This is a genomic window from Bacillus swezeyi, from assembly GCF_001969815.1.
Classification (GTDB): domain Bacteria; phylum Bacillota; class Bacilli; order Bacillales; family Bacillaceae; genus Bacillus; species Bacillus swezeyi.
This window is the reverse complement of record NZ_MRBK01000011.1, coordinates 159,444-176,167: the sequence shown is the minus strand read 5'-3', so window position 1 is coordinate 176,167 and position 16,724 is coordinate 159,444. Positions and strand designations below refer to the sequence as shown.

The 16,724-nt window shown below is 43.4% G+C and carries 7 protein-coding genes, 2 tRNA genes and 2 pseudogenes; 3 read left to right on the top strand and 8 right to left on the bottom strand.

Going from position 1 to position 16,724, the window contains the following annotated elements; all coding sequences use genetic code 11:
- Nucleotides 1-26 precede the first annotated feature (26 nt).
- From BTA30_RS11160 to BTA30_RS11135, 6 genes are all read right to left on the bottom strand, one after another.
- Nucleotides 27-100: transfer RNA gene (locus BTA30_RS11160), tRNA-Gly, on the bottom strand.
- A 15-nt stretch (nt 101-115) separates the two neighbouring features.
- Nucleotides 116-192, bottom strand: a tRNA-Arg gene (locus BTA30_RS11155).
- A gap of 499 nt (nt 193-691) precedes the next feature.
- The gene (locus tag BTA30_RS11150) at nt 692-2,113 is read right to left on the bottom strand and encodes a sugar porter family MFS transporter (RefSeq protein WP_076761313.1); all 1,422 of its coding nucleotides are present in this window, start codon (nt 2,111-2,113) and stop codon (nt 692-694) included.
- Between the two features lie 1,031 nt (nt 2,114-3,144).
- Nucleotides 3,145-3,783: a class A sortase gene (locus BTA30_RS11145; RefSeq protein WP_076761312.1), complete on the bottom strand. Its 639-nt coding sequence runs from the start codon at nt 3,781-3,783 to the stop codon at nt 3,145-3,147.
- 117 nt (nt 3,784-3,900) lie between these two features.
- A complete protein-coding gene (locus tag BTA30_RS11140) occupies nt 3,901-9,822 on the bottom strand; it encodes a SpaA isopeptide-forming pilin-related protein (protein ID WP_076761311.1) in 5,922 nt (1,973 codons plus the stop codon).
- Between the two features lie 327 nt (nt 9,823-10,149).
- Nucleotides 10,150-11,226, bottom strand: a complete 1,077-nt coding sequence (locus BTA30_RS11135; RefSeq protein WP_076761310.1) for a response regulator — start codon at nt 11,224-11,226, stop codon at nt 10,150-10,152.
- A gap of 236 nt (nt 11,227-11,462) precedes the next feature.
- Here BTA30_RS11135 and BTA30_RS23850 point away from each other — a divergent pair.
- The 3 genes and pseudogenes from BTA30_RS23850 to BTA30_RS22755 all read left to right on the top strand — a co-directional run.
- Nucleotides 11,463-13,337, top strand: a pseudogene (locus BTA30_RS23850) (sensor histidine kinase); the annotation flags it as partial.
- A gap of 177 nt (nt 13,338-13,514) precedes the next feature.
- The gene (locus tag BTA30_RS23845; RefSeq protein WP_239693636.1) at nt 13,515-14,468 is read left to right on the top strand and encodes a histidine kinase; all 954 of its coding nucleotides are present in this window, start codon (nt 13,515-13,517) and stop codon (nt 14,466-14,468) included.
- Between the two features lie 117 nt (nt 14,469-14,585).
- Nucleotides 14,586-14,732, top strand: a pseudogene (locus tag BTA30_RS22755) (NADH-dependent alcohol dehydrogenase); the annotation flags it as partial.
- A gap of 45 nt (nt 14,733-14,777) precedes the next feature.
- On the opposite strand, the gene BTA30_RS11125 reads toward BTA30_RS22755, so the two are convergent.
- Both BTA30_RS11125 and arsC read right to left on the bottom strand, forming a co-directional pair.
- Complete coding sequence (locus BTA30_RS11125) at nt 14,778-16,004, bottom strand: Bcr/CflA family efflux MFS transporter (protein WP_076761308.1); 1,227 nt, start codon at nt 16,002-16,004, stop codon at nt 14,778-14,780.
- Nucleotides 16,005-16,293: 289 nt separating this feature from the next.
- Nucleotides 16,294-16,713, bottom strand: coding sequence for an arsenate reductase (thioredoxin) (gene arsC, locus BTA30_RS11120; protein WP_076761307.1), 420 nt, complete (start codon nt 16,711-16,713; stop codon nt 16,294-16,296).
- Between the last annotated feature and the right edge of the window lie 11 nt (nt 16,714-16,724).

Below are 16,724 nucleotides of genomic sequence, written 5' to 3'. Positions count from 1 at the left end.
TAGTTTTCAAAGATCATTTCTGAAAATGGAGCGGGTGATGGGAATCGAACCCACGACATCAGCTTGGAAGGCTGAGGTTTTACCACTAAACTACACCCGCGTGATAAATGTGTTATGGCGCGCCCGAGAGGAGTCGAACCCCTAACCTTTTGATCCGTAGTCAAACGCTCTATCCAATTGAGCTACGGGCGCTTTATCAGGCGACTTAACTATAATACTATGAAAATCAGTTAAAGTCAACAAGTTTTTTTTAAAAGTTCAATGTAAGAATCAAAGCCGTTTCGTTTCAGCCTTATTTATTATACACATTTTAAAGCGTTTGTACACCCTTTAATTTAAAACCTTCAGCTTAAGAGCTGTTTCAAATCAACTGGCGTTTTCCGAAGTGATAACTGCGTTGTTATCAGCGACGAATAATAATATACCATGTACTCTTTTTATAAGTCAACACTTTATTTCGTTTTTTTTGATTCATGATAAATATGTCATATCCCCAGGATGATTATCTTTAACCCCGGCTTTTTATTTTATGTTATTCTTCACATCCAGCTCCATCTATCTTCAATAAAAAGATTAACTGCGGTTTCTTCATGGCGACAACATTTTCACAAGGGCATTTAATGAAGCTTTTATTTTATAGAACCTGAAAATGACAAAACAGGATTCTTGACGAACCCTGTTTTTAAAGTTATTATCCGGTGATTTTCGCACTTGTACTATTCTGTACATTTTCAGCCTTGTAGTTGCGGAAATTATGCTCAAGCTGTTCAAGCGTAAGCCCCTTTGTTTCCGGAAGGAATTTTTTCACAAAGGTGATCGAGAGAAGCCCCAGACCAACAAAGATATAGAATGTCGAGGACAGCCCGATCTTATCAAGCAGCATCGGGAATGTAAGGCCGACAAAGAAGTTGGCGATCCATAAACAGAATACGGTAACACCCATACCGAGTCCGCGCAGACGGAGCGGGAAAATTTCTGAAAGCATAAGCCATGTTACCGGTGAAATGGCTCCTTGTTGGAATGCAAGGAACGTTACCGTTAAAGCGAGAACGACATAAGGCAGAGCGGCCGATCCTTGAAGCACGGTTGAGAAAATTCCGATGAGCAGCAGCGCTGATGTTGTTCCTATCAAACCGGTCAAGAGCATAGGCCGGCGCCCGACCTTGCCGAGCAGCCAAATCCCCACGAAAGTCGCCAACACCGAAATGACACCGTTCGCAATATTTCCAATCAGCGCCGCTTTTGTTTCAAAACCGGCATTTTTAAGAATTTCAGTACCATAATACATAATGGAGTTTACACCCGTAACCTGCTGAACGACAGCGATTCCAATTCCGAGAAATACAATTCTGCGAACCCATGGAACCGCAAGATCTTTATATGTCGCTTGCTTTATTTCCGACTCTTTCATGACGGCAGCTTCAATTTCTGTCAGTTCTGAACCGGCGCGCTTTTCTTCGCGAATTTTTTTAAGGACGTTTAAAGCGGTTTCATTTTTCCCCTTTGAAACAAGCCAGCGCGGGCTTTCAGGCATTCTTAACATACCGAAGAACAAAAATACCGCCGGTACAGCCGCGATAGCCAGCATGTAGCGCCATACATGAGAGCTGTCGCCCATTGTGGTGCCAAGAATGGCATTGAAAGTGAATGCAAGCAGCTGTCCGCTCACAATCATCAATTCATTTTGGGTAACCATCCGCCCCCTCTTTTCGGACGGAGACATTTCCGCCAAATAAGTCGGCACCGTGACAGACGCTCCCCCTACAGCAAGCCCCAGTAAGAAGCGCGAAAGAACCATAACGGTTACATTTGGTGCAAGGGTGCAGCCAAGGGTAGCGAAAAAGAACAGCACAGCAAGTAAAATAATGTTTTTGCGGCGGCCGATATAATCGGACAGCCTTCCTCCAAATACAGCTCCGAGTGCAGCACCCAAGAGGAGTGAACTTGCAACAAGGCCTTCTGTAAATGCAGTTAAGTTGAGCTGATCCCCCTCAGCCATGTATGGCAAAGCACCGTTGATGACCCCTGTGTCATATCCAAAGAGAAGCCCGCCGAAGGTCGAAACTAAAATAATGGTACTTAAAAATGACTTTTGATTTCCCTGTTCATTCATGTCTATTTCCCCCGCCTTTGTACACAATGTTTTATAAATCGTTTATTTCCAAAGGTTTTCGAAGTCCTGATCGCCAATCAGCCATCCCTAATCTTTAAAATCTTTATAATAAGTTCAATGTATAAAGCCATCAGCTATGGTCAAACCCTGTATCAATTCATCAAAGAAACCTCCCCTTATTGGAAAATTGAAATTTTTCATACCAAAGAAAGACACACATTTCAATGCTGGAGAATGATGGACAACGAGTAAATGTGAAAATTTTGGAATCGCTTTCATTTCACGCTTTATCTAAGCACACCCATTCTTATTCATTGTTATGTTGTAGTTACATTTTTGTTATGTTTTTGTTATGTCTGATATTATCATAATTTTAAAAGCGCTTTCAGTCAACAAAAATTTCAGAAAATTATTCTTAAAATTTGTTATTAATATGTCTAAAAATAAGTAATATCAGGGATTAATGCCGTTTTCACATCACCTATTTTATCATTCGAAAATTTCCGCAGAACGCTCTCGTTTTTGTTAGGTTATAGTTATGTTTTTGTCACTTGTTTGTGATGTTTCATATGGACTTCACGACAAGAAAAAAATACCAAGGGTGCCGACCCTTGATATTTTTTATGCGGTCGAACGGGCTGAACTGCTTCCCGCTAGTGAGCAGGACTCCAGTTTCCGTGGAAAGCGAGAGACGCTCGGTGATCAAACTTGATTCTTGTGCCCGGATCATCATCGAAATCGGGCAGCCTCAAGTATGACTATCTCACTTGCATTTCGCTCCGGATCATACCCTACCTGCTCACTTCCAGTCGTCATCTATATAATGCTTTGTCATCACGCATGAAAAAACAAGTGCCCCCAAGTGAATGAGGGCGCCTCGACAGTCTATAATTACCAAACTTTCCATTTTATCTGCCGCCTCGGTCTGAAAAGAGTTCAAACCTTTATCGACAAGGATTTTTCACGCTTTCGAGAACCGCCTGAATCAGAACAAAGCTTCATAGCACACCAATAAAACTGTTAACGCGCCTTTATTTTACATGAACAGCAACATCAATTAATTTTCCTTTAACCGCGAGGCGCCCTTCGGTTCTCTCTGCTTTGTCACATGTGATCAGTGTAATTTCCTTTTCTTTTGTCTCCTGGATCACGTCTGCATCCATTTCTGAAATCACTTTTTTGGATGTCACAGTATAGATGTAGTCTTTTTTAAAATCTGTGACCACAATCCTTGCCCCTTTTTTAATCTTTAACAGAGGTCCGAACAGGAGGTTCTTCTGCCTCATATGATGGCCTGCCAACGGATAGTTTCCCTCACCCATTTTCTGATCTGGCCGCATTGTGGCTGCCCCGCTCAGCAGATTTTGATTGGTTGTGCCTTTTAATATCGGAAGCTCCATTTCGACACTGCTAATGGATATCCGGCCGATGACCGCTTTCGGCTCGCGATCAAAGCCTGCTTTTAATGTTTCGAAAAAAGAAGGCGGCTGAATCGCATCGAATTCAAATAATGCCTTTTCTTCATTATTTTTTTGCGCTTGCGCCGCAGTCAGTTCCGTCTTATTCTGACTATTGCTAAGCCAGCTGATGATGCTTTCTTTTATGAAAGGAGAAAAGATGAGCAGCAAACCTGATAGAACAAGGACCGCAATGATCACTTTTTTATACATGGAGAAAATCCCTTCCTTATGATTAATGACCAAAATGAGCTCTTTCTGGCGGGGGCTGTGTTTTCTAAAAAAAAGCACCTGACCGTATCTTCAATGATCAGGTGCAAAAACATTTAACTACGCCTTTCTTTGTTTCTTTCTTGAGACAAAAGCCAAGGCTCCGCCTGCTAAGAGCAGCAGAATGCCGATCATGATTGGCATCATACTGTCCGTATCACCGGTTTTTGGAAGGTTTTTATCTGATTTCAAATGACTGCTTGTGTCATCGGTTTTAGAATCATGTCCGTCTTCCTTCAAATTATCATCCGTTGTGTCTTTGCCAAGCTCTGGCGTTTTTAATTTTTCATTATGAGCAATGATCTCGACTGCTTTTGACTGTCCTTTTTCAATGACGAATGGAAGCGGAGTTTCATCCAGTTTATAGCCATCGGGTGCTTTCGTTTCGATCAATTGGTAGCGCCCGGGCGCCAATCCTTTTACGGTGAACTGTCCGTTCTTATCCGTTTTCCAGACTGATGGCAGTTCTTTGCCGTAGCCATCAGCTTTTACAGGCTGGCCGCTGGAATCCAAAAGCTTGAATTCAGCTCCCTCCAAAACGGTATTTTTATCGTTTCGATCCACTTTTGTCAGTATCACGTCGCCTGGTGTCAATTGGTTCTCTGCGGTGATTTCCACTGGTTTTGTATCGGTATTTTTGATCTTGAACGGTATTGGTGTTTTATCCAGATCGTAATTCTTAGGTGCCTCTGTTTCAACAAACTGGTAGTCGCCCGGTTTGAGGCCGTGCAATGTGATCTGCCCTTTATCATCGGTGGTCAAGCCTGCTTTCAGCACCTTGCCGTTTCCGTCTGTCAAGTTGAATGTCGCACCTTGAAGAACGGCGTCTTTGTCGTTCTCATCCACTTTTGTCAGCACAACACTGTTTTTCGTGTTGACGGCCGTTAATTCAACCTGCTCCGGCTTGCCGTCGTGTTCAGACTGGATGGCGAATTGTACTGGGCTGGTTGACAGAAGATAGCCGTCAGGCGCCTGTTTTTCAACAAATTGATAACTTCCCGGCGCTAATCCGGCGGCCTCAATTTTGCCGCCTTCTTTTGATACCAGATCGTCTCTGACTGTTTTTCCATTATTGTCAACGATTTTGAAAACAGCACCGTCTAATCCTTTTCCGTCTTGATCTTCTTTCGTCAAAAGGACGGAGCCTTGATAATTAACCGCAATGCCAGCGTTCGCCGATTCCGGTTTTCCTTCCGCTGATTCGGAGATTGTAAACTCAATCGGCTCTCTGTTCAATACAAATCCGGCAGGGGCTTTCGTTTCCACAAAAGCATAGCGTCCCGGCGCGAGGTCTGAAGCCGTCACGTTCCCGTCTTCATCTGACGTCAGTTTCTCTTGGGCGATTTTCCCTTCCTGATCCACAAGCTTAAATACGGCGCCCTCAAGTTTATGGCCTTCGCCATCTTCTTTCGTCAAAAGAACGGAACCTTTGTAATTTACCGCAACGCCGGCATCTGCCGATTCCGGTTTTCCCTCCGCTGATTCGGAGATTGTAAACTCAATCGGCTCTCTGTTCAATACAAATCCGGCGGGGGCTTTCGTTTCCACAAAAGCATAGCGTCCCGGCGCGAGGTCTGAAGCCGTCACGTTCCCGTCTTCATCTGACGTCAGCTTCTCTTGGACAATTTTCCCTTCCTGATCCACAAGCTTAAATACGGCGCCCTCAAGTTTATGGCCTTCGCCATCTTCTTTCGTCAAAAGAACGGAACCTTTGTAATTTACCGCAACGCCGGCATCTGCCGATTCCGGTTTTCCTTCCGCTGATTCGGAGATTGTAAACTCAATCGGCTCTCTGTTCAATACAAATCCGGCAGGGGCTTTCGTTTCCACAAAAGCATAGCGTCCCGGCGCGAGGTCTGAAGCCGTCACGTTCCCGTCTTCATCTGACGTCAGCTTCTCTTGGACAATTTTCCCTTCCTGATCCACAAGCTTAAATTCAGCTCCTTTAAGCTTATGGCTTTCGGCATCTTCCTTCGTTAATTGGACACTGCCTTTATAATTGATCAATGTGCCCAAATCCACGTCAGGCACTTGATTCTTGTCATTCTTTGTTACTGAGAAGTTGATCGGTTGTGTATTCACAATATAACCTGCAGGGGCTTTCGTTTCGATCAAACGATAGTCGCCGGCTGGCACACCCTCTATATCAACTTTTCCTAGTTCATCGCTTTTGATATTCGTGCGTATCGTAGTAAAGGTGCCGTCGCTGAATTTTTTCTCCAGCTTGAAAACAGCTCCTCTCAAAGGATTTTTTTGTTCATCTCTTTTGATAAGCGTCACCTTGTTCTTGTAATTAATGACTTTGTGCAGCGCACCTGAGCTGGAGGAATTGCTGTCTATCTTAACAGAGACTCCGTTTGCGTAGGCATCGCTGATGGTATATCCGTCTGGCGCCTTCGTTTCTTTTAATACATAGGTGCCGTAGCGGATATTTCCGAACGTAATCTTTCCGTCGGCATCTGTCGTTCCTGTACGCAGGAGCTGCTTATTGTCTTTGGTCCACAATTGAAAATCGGCTCCTGAAAGAGGTGTATCGTCCTTCCCTGTTTTAAAGATGGTCAAGCTTCCTTTTTCTCCTGAACCGGAACCGCCGCCGCTTGAAATAGCGACAAAGACTGAGCTTCCGTTTTCCTGAGTCTGTTCCTGAACATTCGTTCCGGAAATTGACACTTTGTTGCTGACGTGGCCGCTCGTGCCGGCTATATTAATCAGGGAACGATATTGAATAACATAGGCGCGGTCTATTTGCTTGTAACTGCCTATAAATTTCAGGATAAATGATTGTTCCCCCGTTGCAGAATCGGTTGTGATGTCTAGCGTATAATCCTTGTCTTTCTGGATCTGTACTTGATCTGCAACAAGATTTCCGCTGCTGTCCTTAACAACGCCGTTTTCATCATATTTGGCTTGATACACTTTAAAAGAATCTGCATCTAATATTTGGTTTTCATCCGGAGTGTCAGTGACTTTGACATCATTCAGCGTCGACTGGCTGGAGTTGACATTGATGTTCCAATCGACATAGCCGCCATCCTGTTTACCGCCTTTGAATATCAGGTTTCCGCCGTTTGCGACCGAAACAGAGCCTGTCAAGGTACGGTCGGAATGGCCGTCATTATGGTACGTCGCCTTGTTTGTGTACTGACTTTGATCAATGACCTGCCCTTTAAGCGATGTTTTAAATTCAATGAGATATGGTACAGAATCGTCTGTTTTAAGGTGTACGGTCAATGTATGATCATTGTCAGCCGACGGCTCTTCCACATCGTATTTGGAAGGGTCAAGCGTGTCTCCTTCTGTGATGGAGCCGTTTTTGTTGATCGAATAGCTCTTCACCACAATCGAACCCGGAACAAATTGCTGGTTACCTGTTATCGAATCTTTAATATAAGGATTCTTTGAAGGTTCGCCATTATAGTTGATGCCGATTTTCCAGGTGATTTCTTTTGAAACAGCGTTATATGAGCCGTTTTTGAATCCATTATGAGAGGTCTGATGATTCGGTGTAAAACCGCTCGACTCTTTGTTCGTGCGTTCATCGCCGCTATGATCAGTCCATGCTGACTCAGCCGTATTCTTAATAGATTCGTTGGAAAAATCAGCATTGATTTTTGTCGTATAGGTGATCTTAAACTGACTGTTTGTTTTCGCATAATCCCCGATGAATGCCAATGTAAAGCCTTCGTGATCGGGCTTTTTTGTCAATGTATAATCTTTGCCCTCTTGCAATGTTTCGTTCTTGGTTGTGTCTTGAATGTTGAATGAGCCGTCAATGAGCGTCAGCCCTCCGCTGTCGAATTGATCATTCAATGTCCAATTATTCATTGTATAGTTGTTCTTATTAATGGTGATTGTCCAGTCGACGGTCTTATTCTCATAATCAAGGTTTGAATAACCTTTTATCAGGTTCTGCTGGATAGCGGTGCCCGAGTCTTCCTTCGATTCCCCTGTTCCTGTCACCGCAGTGTTGGTGTACTTTGTAGATTTATCAATGATCACTCCGCTGTTGACCTGGGTTTGATAAGTGATTTTGTAAGCTCCGGTGATCGTCTTATTAAATTGAACTTCAAAGCCGTTCCCGTTGTCGGCCAGCGTATAGTCCGCACCTTCCTCTAAAGGGGCTCCGGCTTGCTCGCTGCCGTTCTGGCTAAATGTAATCGGAATGACCTTCAAGGAATCTGAAACGAGATGCAAATCATTGGAACCAAACGTGTCCGTGATACTGGCCTTGGATTGCTCGATCTTTTTCTCTCCATAGTTGTACAAAACAGCCCAGCTGAACGTTTGTGAATCGCCTTTGTAGCCGGTCGAGGATTTTTCGAGCATTTTTCCATAATTGGCCGTGACGGAAGCTTCTGCAGAAATTGATTCCAGATTATCTCCGCTGAATGATGCCTTGTTCGTCAACGTTACATTTCCGCCTTCGCCAGGCTTTGCACTATTATCAATGTCTGTTTCGTATACGAGGCGATAGGCTGAATCAATGGTTCCATCGAATGCGACGTTTCCATCTGCGTCTACACTGTATCCTGAAGTCACTTCACTTCCCTGGTTTACTGATCCATCAATGTTAACATCCAGTTGATAAACTGTTACTGAACGATAGATCAATCCGTCTGGAAGGCTTTCGGTGAGTTTAGCATTTGTGACTTGATCCAGTTTTTTATTGACATCGACCGTCCATGTTGCTTTACCGGGGTTGATGCCTTTATCCAAAGTCCCTGATTTATCAATGGTTTTACTCACATTTGGTTTAAAATAAACCGTTACTTCCGGAGTGTCTGAATTGACCGGGAAGGGTATCTTTTGTGTAGTCGAACCTTTAATGTTTTGCTGATTGAACTGTGTATTGACAAACAATGTCCCTTTGACATTGGAATCTGTTTTGACTTCATCGTTGAAAGTCATCACAACATGACCGCTTTTATCAATTGTAAAAGAACCATAAGCGGTGTCGCCGCCGATCAATGGCTGGTCAGTAATGTCGTTATGCATGATAAATTCCTTGGGCAAATCAAATGCATATTGATCGCCGGCGTTGATTGTTTTGCCCAACTCATCCGGAATAGCCCAGGTCATTGTAATTTTGGCCGGAGAATTCGTGCTGGCACGATTGCTTTGGTCATAGGGATTTCCTTTCTCATCCGTCAATGTTACGCCGGTTAATATATTTTGCGTAATTTGATTTCCTTCAGACTCAAGGCTGCTGACAGCCGATGTACTTGAAAATGCTGCCGCCCGTGAATCGCCGCTCTTAGCGTCTGCAGATGGTTTTGATTCTGCCTCTTCTTGCTCCTGGCCGGCTGAAGAATGAGATTTGTCATCTGTTCCTGCCTGATCGTCCGCAGGTTCTGCAGAGTCGTTTTTTGGCGTTTCTGATTCGGAACCCGATGTCTCACCTGCCTTCACTGGAATGATCACCTGCTGCGTCTTTCCGGCGCCCAGATGAAAAAGAGCTGTTACCGTTTTTGTACCGTCTTTCACATCGGCGGCAAATTTCGCCGATAGTATGATGGCCCCTTTTGCATCAGCAGAATCAGCAGCTGCACTGTTCAATTTCACCGTCAGAGTGTTGTCGCTTGCAGTCACTTTATAGCTGCCGATGACCTGTTCAGCCGTTTTCACATCACCTGCGGCATCCTTATCAAATTCAAAACTATTAGGGATCTCTACAGTGATGTCTTTACCGATGACCGCTTCTTCATTATTTTTTAATGACCATTCGTATGTGAGCGTCACTTTATCCCCTGGCGTTAATGCTGGTTCGTCGCTCTTTGACCCGTCAACAGCTTGATCGCTGCCGTTTTTGATTGTCACTGAATCGAAGAGTTGACTGTCACTTGCTGACGTGCCGGCAGCCTCTGATTTAAGCGTAAAGCCGAGAACCTGGCTGAAAACGAAAATCAGCGTAAAGCAAGTGATCAAAAATGTCTTTAGCCTTCTGCTTTTTTTTAGGCCGAGCGGAAATTTTCTCGATCTCAAATTCTTATTCCTCCCCTTTTATATTATTTTTTGCGTGCCGATAGATTCACGAGTCTAGAGATCTCACGGCCTCCTCCCTGAAAATATCTATATCTGCCGAATGATTGGCTTTCGAAATAATTGCTATATGTTTAGCGGCGGTCATCAAGATTGGCCCCGGTATGAGGTTTTTTTGTCCTCTCGTTTGCCAGCTGTTATCATCCGAACCAAACTTCATTGTATGAAATGGAACTATACAATTTCTGTACATTCAAAATGGACTGATTGAATATCCGGTAATACCGCATAAAAAAAGACCGGCTCAGCCGGTCTGGTCGTGTTCATTCTTCAGTTCATCTTATCTTTCGTTCGCTTGTAACGCTCATATTCCTTTATCGCTTCTTCTACATTCCCGGTTTTATTAAATAACTGTATCTTGTATTGCATCATTTTATGATCATAAGGTTCAATTTTCTCGACTTGCAGGCATATGTCCACCGCTTGATGGTAGTTCTTTTCATGAATAAGGAAATCGATCAGTTCATAAGCCTTCCCAAGCCACATCTGAGCAAGCCGCGTCTTTTCCGGTTCTGCCCACAGATAGCCGTGCTCCATAAAGTAATGGTTTTGGTATGACATTAACATATCCATGTGCCGGTTTATTGTATCTGCAGTGATAGGAGGAGCCTCTATCAAAGACTTTTCCCATTCAACAACATCAACTTTTACGTCGGACATCCGCAGGACATACCCTGTGTCGGTCTTCTCGATTGATTGGCTGAAAGGAAGCAGTCCGATTAATTTTCGTATTTGGTAAATCGCTGAGTAAAGCTGGGTACTTGCTTTGGAAATATCATGATTGGTCCAAAAAAGGTCGATCAGCATGTCTTTACTGACCACATGACCTTGATGATGGAGCAAATAAGCGTAAATTTCGCGGGCTTTGGACGTTCTCCACTTGACTGGTATGTATGTTTTGACACCCTCTACTGTTTGGTGAAACTGCAGGTTCCCAAAACATTGGATGAAAAAATTTCCCCCGGCATTTTCTGCAGAAGCCCTAAGCATGCTGTTCTCCCTGATTCGTTCAATCGTCTTCACCAGCCGAACGGCATCAACGGGTTTCAGCAAATAATCAACGGCATTCAATTCAAACGCTTTTATCGCAAATTCATTGTAGGCCGTGATAAAAACAACTTGGGTGTTTTCATTCATCGATTGGATCGCTTCAGCAAGCTCAATGCCGTTTATCCCGGGCATTTCAATATCAAGAAACACCACATCTGCGCCCTGGATCGCCGGATGCCCCCGAACTTCAACCGGATCTTGGAACGTTTCAATGGATTGAAAGAAATTTGTTCGTTCAAGCATATATTTAAAATGAATCAGTGCCAGTTCCTCGTCATCAACAATTAATGCTTTCACGAAACATCCCACCCCATCTGAAAATGATTTTTATTATATCATGCCTAACTGCCCGTTTAGTTGGATCTTTTTCTCTCTTGTAGTTTTTTAACATTTATGATTACAATATTCGTGTTGATGAATAGGAATTTAGTAGTGGTTTATTAGTTGATTTTGAGTAAGGGGTGCTGATTTTGAAAAAGACATTCGTTCTATTTTCGATTATTTTCGGTTATGCGGCCTTCTTTTTTATTTTCATGACCATTAATCATTTGTCCGGGTCAAAACTTCCTGAAGCACAGCAGGGGATCATGAATCTGAAAAACTGGGATTTTCAGAAGGATGGGAACGTAAAGCTGAACGGAAAGTGGACATTATATCCAAATCAGATTCTGTCACCAAAAGCGCTCCATTCAGGAAAAGGGAAAAATCCCATATTCGTCGATGTCCCCAGCAATGTGAAATTGATCGAATCGGGAATCAAGGTGGATTATGGAACGTACAAGCTGACGATCCAATCGAATCAAGACAATCAGATTTTTGGGATCAGCACCTCATTTATTTACAGTTCAAATCGCATCTATCTCAATGGACAATTAATCGGACAAAGCGGCAGCCCCTCAAGCAAAGCGAATTTCACGGCGCAAAACAGACCGTATACGAGCTTTTTCACGATTCACAGGGGGAATAATGAACTCGTTCTGCACTTCTCGAATTTCGGAAAAGTGCCGGGATGGGGTATCGCAAAACCGATCACTTTTGGGACACAGGAGCAAATATTACGGGAAAACAAAATTTCCTTTCTTAATGATTCTATCATGATTACAGCTTTTTTCATCACCGGCTTATATTTTCTGGGCTTTTTCCTGCAAAGAAGAAAGGATAAGCATTTATTGTTTTTTTCTGTGATGTGTCTTCTTTTTTCGATCATCATTCTTTTGGTCGGGAAAGAGCGGATTATATTTCTCCTCTATCCATCTATTTCATTTTCATTGCTAAACTCTTTGAGGGCGATCACTACGGTGCTTGTCAGCATTGCGGTTTTTCTCTATCTTTATTTTGCCTACAGAGAGATTGTTTCAAAGAAATTTATACTTGTGGCGATTGTCTTCTCCGGATTGATTTTGATCACAGATTTTATGTCGGTGGGTTTCATTGACCAACTCTCATACAAATTACATTCCGTTCTTGCCGTTACGACTCTGATTTATATTACTTATATTTTTACGATTGCTGCGCTTCGAAAAATGAAAGGCAGCCTGTATCTTACCATTGCTTCTATATCGATGAGCGCATTTGTGATTTTAACGACCATCTCTGCTTACAGCGGCAGAACGGTCTTTTCATTCAATTCGATCTATTCATTGCCATCAATCATCGCTTTGCTGGCGGCCGTTCTTCTGATGGCACAGCAATTTGCCGGCGCTTTCCGCGAAAATGAAGTCCTGTCCTGGAAACTGCTCAAGATTGACCGATTAAAGGATGAGTTTATTGCCAAAACATCGCACGAATTTAAAACGCCGCTGAACAGCATTATTAATATATGTCAGACGCTACTAGCCGGTAAGCGACATAAAACGATAGAAGAAGAAAAAGATAATATGCAGCTGGTCATCCGCATGGGCTATAGATTGTCAGATTTGGTGAATGACATTCTGGATTTGGAAAAAATGAAACAGGGCACGCTTCAAGTTTACCCGGTTCCTGTCGATATTTATTCGACGATTGATACAGAAATGGACTTCTACCGGCTTTTGTCTAGAAATAAAAATCTGAGCATTGTTCATCACATTCCAGCCGACCTTCCTCCCGTTTTCGCCGATGAAAACCGGTTTCGGCAAATCATGACCAATCTGATAGACAATGCAATTAAATATACGCAAGAGGGGCAGATTACGATCTCTGCTGCCAGAATAAACGAGAGTATGGTGAAAATGACGGTAGCCGATACCGGAGTCGGCATACCTGAGGCTGTCCGCCATATCATATTTGAATCTTTTCAGCAGGCGGAAAACCATAAAGACGACGGGGCCGGTTTAGGCCTAAGCATTGTCAAACAGCTGGTTAAGCTCCAGAACGGAGACATTTGGGTAGAATCGGAAGCAGGGAAAGGATCGGCATTCCATTTCACATTGCCAGTTGCTCATCATGATTCTTTGCCTGGCGCAAAGGAGGGGCTGCCTGAATTACAATCCGCCAGGGATATATCGGATCTCTCTGTGAATACGCCTTATTATTCTGAGAAAATAGAGGCTGCCACTGTTCTGATCGTCGATGATAACATAGAGAGTTTAAAAATTTTAGCCGATATGCTTGAAGGCGTTCCTTATAACGTGATCGCAGCAAAAAACGGAAAGGAGGCATTGGAAGTGGTCTCCCGCTCGAAGCTTGATCTGGTGATTTTGGATCTGATGATGCCGGATATGACCGGTTTCGAAGTCTGTATGAAAATCCGTGAACGATTCAGCATGGTCGATCTTCCGGTTCTTATCATGACAGCAGCTATCATCGACCATGACAAGTACAAGGCTTTTCATAGCGGAGCGAACGACATTTTGCAAAAACCTTATAATTACTCTGAATTTGTGGCGCGCATTAAAAATCTGATCATGATGAAACATACGGCGAATCAAGCGACAAATATAGAAATGGCATTTCTCCAGTCGCAGATCAAGCCCCACTTTCTTTACAACGTATTAAACACGATTATTTCTCTCAGCCATTTGGATATTGAAAAAGCTCGGGAGGTTACCGCTGAATTTACCAACTACTTAAGAATGAGTTTTGATTTTCAAAATACATCTGCCGTCAGTTCATTCAGGAATGAGCTTTCTATTGTCAACTCCTATCTTTCTATCGAAAAAACGCGTTACGGCGATCGGCTGGAAATCCTTTTCGATATTGAACAAGACATTGACTTTATGCTTTCGCCTTTAATGATTCAGCCCTTGGTGGAAAATGCCGTCCATCACGGCATCAGCAAAAAAAGAGGCGGCGGCTGGATCAAGCTGACAGCAAAAAAAGAAAGCGAAAACCAGTATTTCATCAAGGTAGAAGATAACGGAATCGGCATGACGCCGGATAAAATAAAAGATGTCTTGTCTTCGAATGTCGATCGCAGCGTCGGCCTCAAAAATATCAACCGGCGGCTGAAGCATTTCTGCGGAAGCGAACTGAAAATACAAAGCGTTCCTGATGTAGGCACCGCTGTCTCGATGATCATTCATATCAATGAAACTTCGAGCGAACATATGAAACGTTAATCATAATAAAACTATGATCAAATAGTTGCTCTGCTTGCCGATAAAGCCGTTTTTGACCGGGTTTGTCGGCAAGCTTTTTTAATTGAAATATGGCCAGATAGATGCACCAAAAAAGACGCCCAACTGGCCGATTATGATATTGGAGAAGAAAAACTCGAGCTGATTGCCGACATCGCCGCTGAAGAAATGGAGCACGGAGGGTTCGGCAACTTCCAAAAATTAAATAAGAATGACGTTCTTACCATTCTTCGTGCGTCACTATAACAGGAAAGGACGGAATCGATTGATTCCGTCCTTCTTCAAAAAATATCAGCTTTCACTTATTCCGGGCTGCCTCTCCTCCGCCTTTTCCTTTGTCAATGTGAAAAAGGCGACAGACCCGATAACAGATGTGATAAACATGATCGCTCCCATCGGAATAGCTGTCGTTTCATTCATGCCAACGAGAGGTGAAACGATTGAACCGAGCAGCAATGGAAGCATGCCAAGCATTGCACTTGCACTGCCCGCGCGGTGCCCCTGGTTTTCCATAGCCAGTGTAAAGGTGCTTGTCAGTGTCATTCCAATAGTGATCATATAGATAAAGATAGAGATGACAAGCGTTGCAAGCGGCCCTTTAATCATTGTCATCGTCAGCAGGACGGATGTCGCAATTAAAGCCGTAATGACCGCCATCCGCAGCAGTTTCCTCTCATGAATCATTCCCCCGAAGCGCCCGATGATAAAACTTCCTGAAATAATGGCCAGACCATTAATGCCGAACAAAACACTGAAAACTTGAGGTGACACCCCATAGATATCCTGGTATACAAAAGGTGTTCCAGATACATATGCAAAGCTTCCGCCATGAATGAAACCGACAGTCAATGCATAGCCAATGAAAGACCTGTCCTTCATCAAACTGCCCATCGTCTTGACGGACGAACCGATTGAACTTGGAATCCGTTTTTCCGGCGGCAATGTTTCTGTCAATCTCAGCGAAATAATGAGAACAAGGAAGAATCCGATCAATGTTAACGTATAAAAAATCGTATGCCATGTAGCGAACGGCAATAGCAAAATGGCGCCCCCCGTCATCGGCGCGACCATAGGCGCGACAGCAGTGATGACCATTAAAAGCGAGAAAAATTTCGAAAGCTCACGTCCGGTAAACACATCCCGCACAATCGCGCGTGAAAGCACAATTCCCGCCGAGGCGGTAAATCCTTGTAAAAAACGGGCCAGCACTAATGTCCCGATATTCGGTGAAAGCGCGCAAAACAGCGAAGACAGCGCAAATAAGGAAATCGAAATTAATAAAGGTTTACGCCTTCCTTTCGCATCACTGACCGGTCCAATAATAAGCTGGCCGATAGTGAGCCCGATCAGACAGGCCGTTAAACTAAGCTGTACAAGTGAAGCACCGGCAGACAAATCGTCAGCAATTTCGGGAAAGCTTGGCAGATACATATCTATATTAAGAGGGCCCAGTATTGCCAGCATGCCAAGAAGAAAAGCCAATGACAAACGTTCTTTCCCAGTTGGATTATGAAGCATAACATATCAAAACCTTTCTCTTTCAACCTAGCATAAAACGCCAGTTTATTGACTCAGTCAACAAAGCATTTGTATATTGTACCATATTTTTTGAACAGTGAAAGCTGATTAAAGAAGACAAATCCAAACATGAAAATCCCACCACTTAAAAGTGTTGGGATAATTTTTCAAAGTTCAATAATGAATGAACTGATTTTATTAACAGCAGCTATCTTCCCCGCCTTATAGAATCAGTCACTTATATAAAAACTCAAAGCAAAGCCGAGTTTTTTCCTCAGCTCATGTTATTTTACTTTCCGTTCTCTGCAAACCTCTTAATTCTTTCTCCGATTTCGTCGCGCACCCTTTGGAAAAATGTCCATTTTTCTTGCTCTGTTCCTTGTGCTTTGGCGGGATCATCAAAGCCCCAATGCTCGCGTTTTACATGCGGAGGAGTCATTGGACATTTATCTGCAGCATCGCCGCAAAGGGTAACGACTAAATCTGCATGGTTTAGAATATCAGAATCGATGATGTCTGATGTTTGACCCGAGATATCAATACCTGTTTCCTTCATGGCTTTTACGGCATTCGGATTTAATCCATGCGCTTCGATTCCGGCGCTATAAACATTCCACTCCTCTCCAAGGTGTTTTTTAGCCCAACCTTCAGCCATCTGACTGCGGCAAGAGTTTCCGGTACATAAAAAGTAAATTGTTTTCTTCGACATTTTCATCTTCT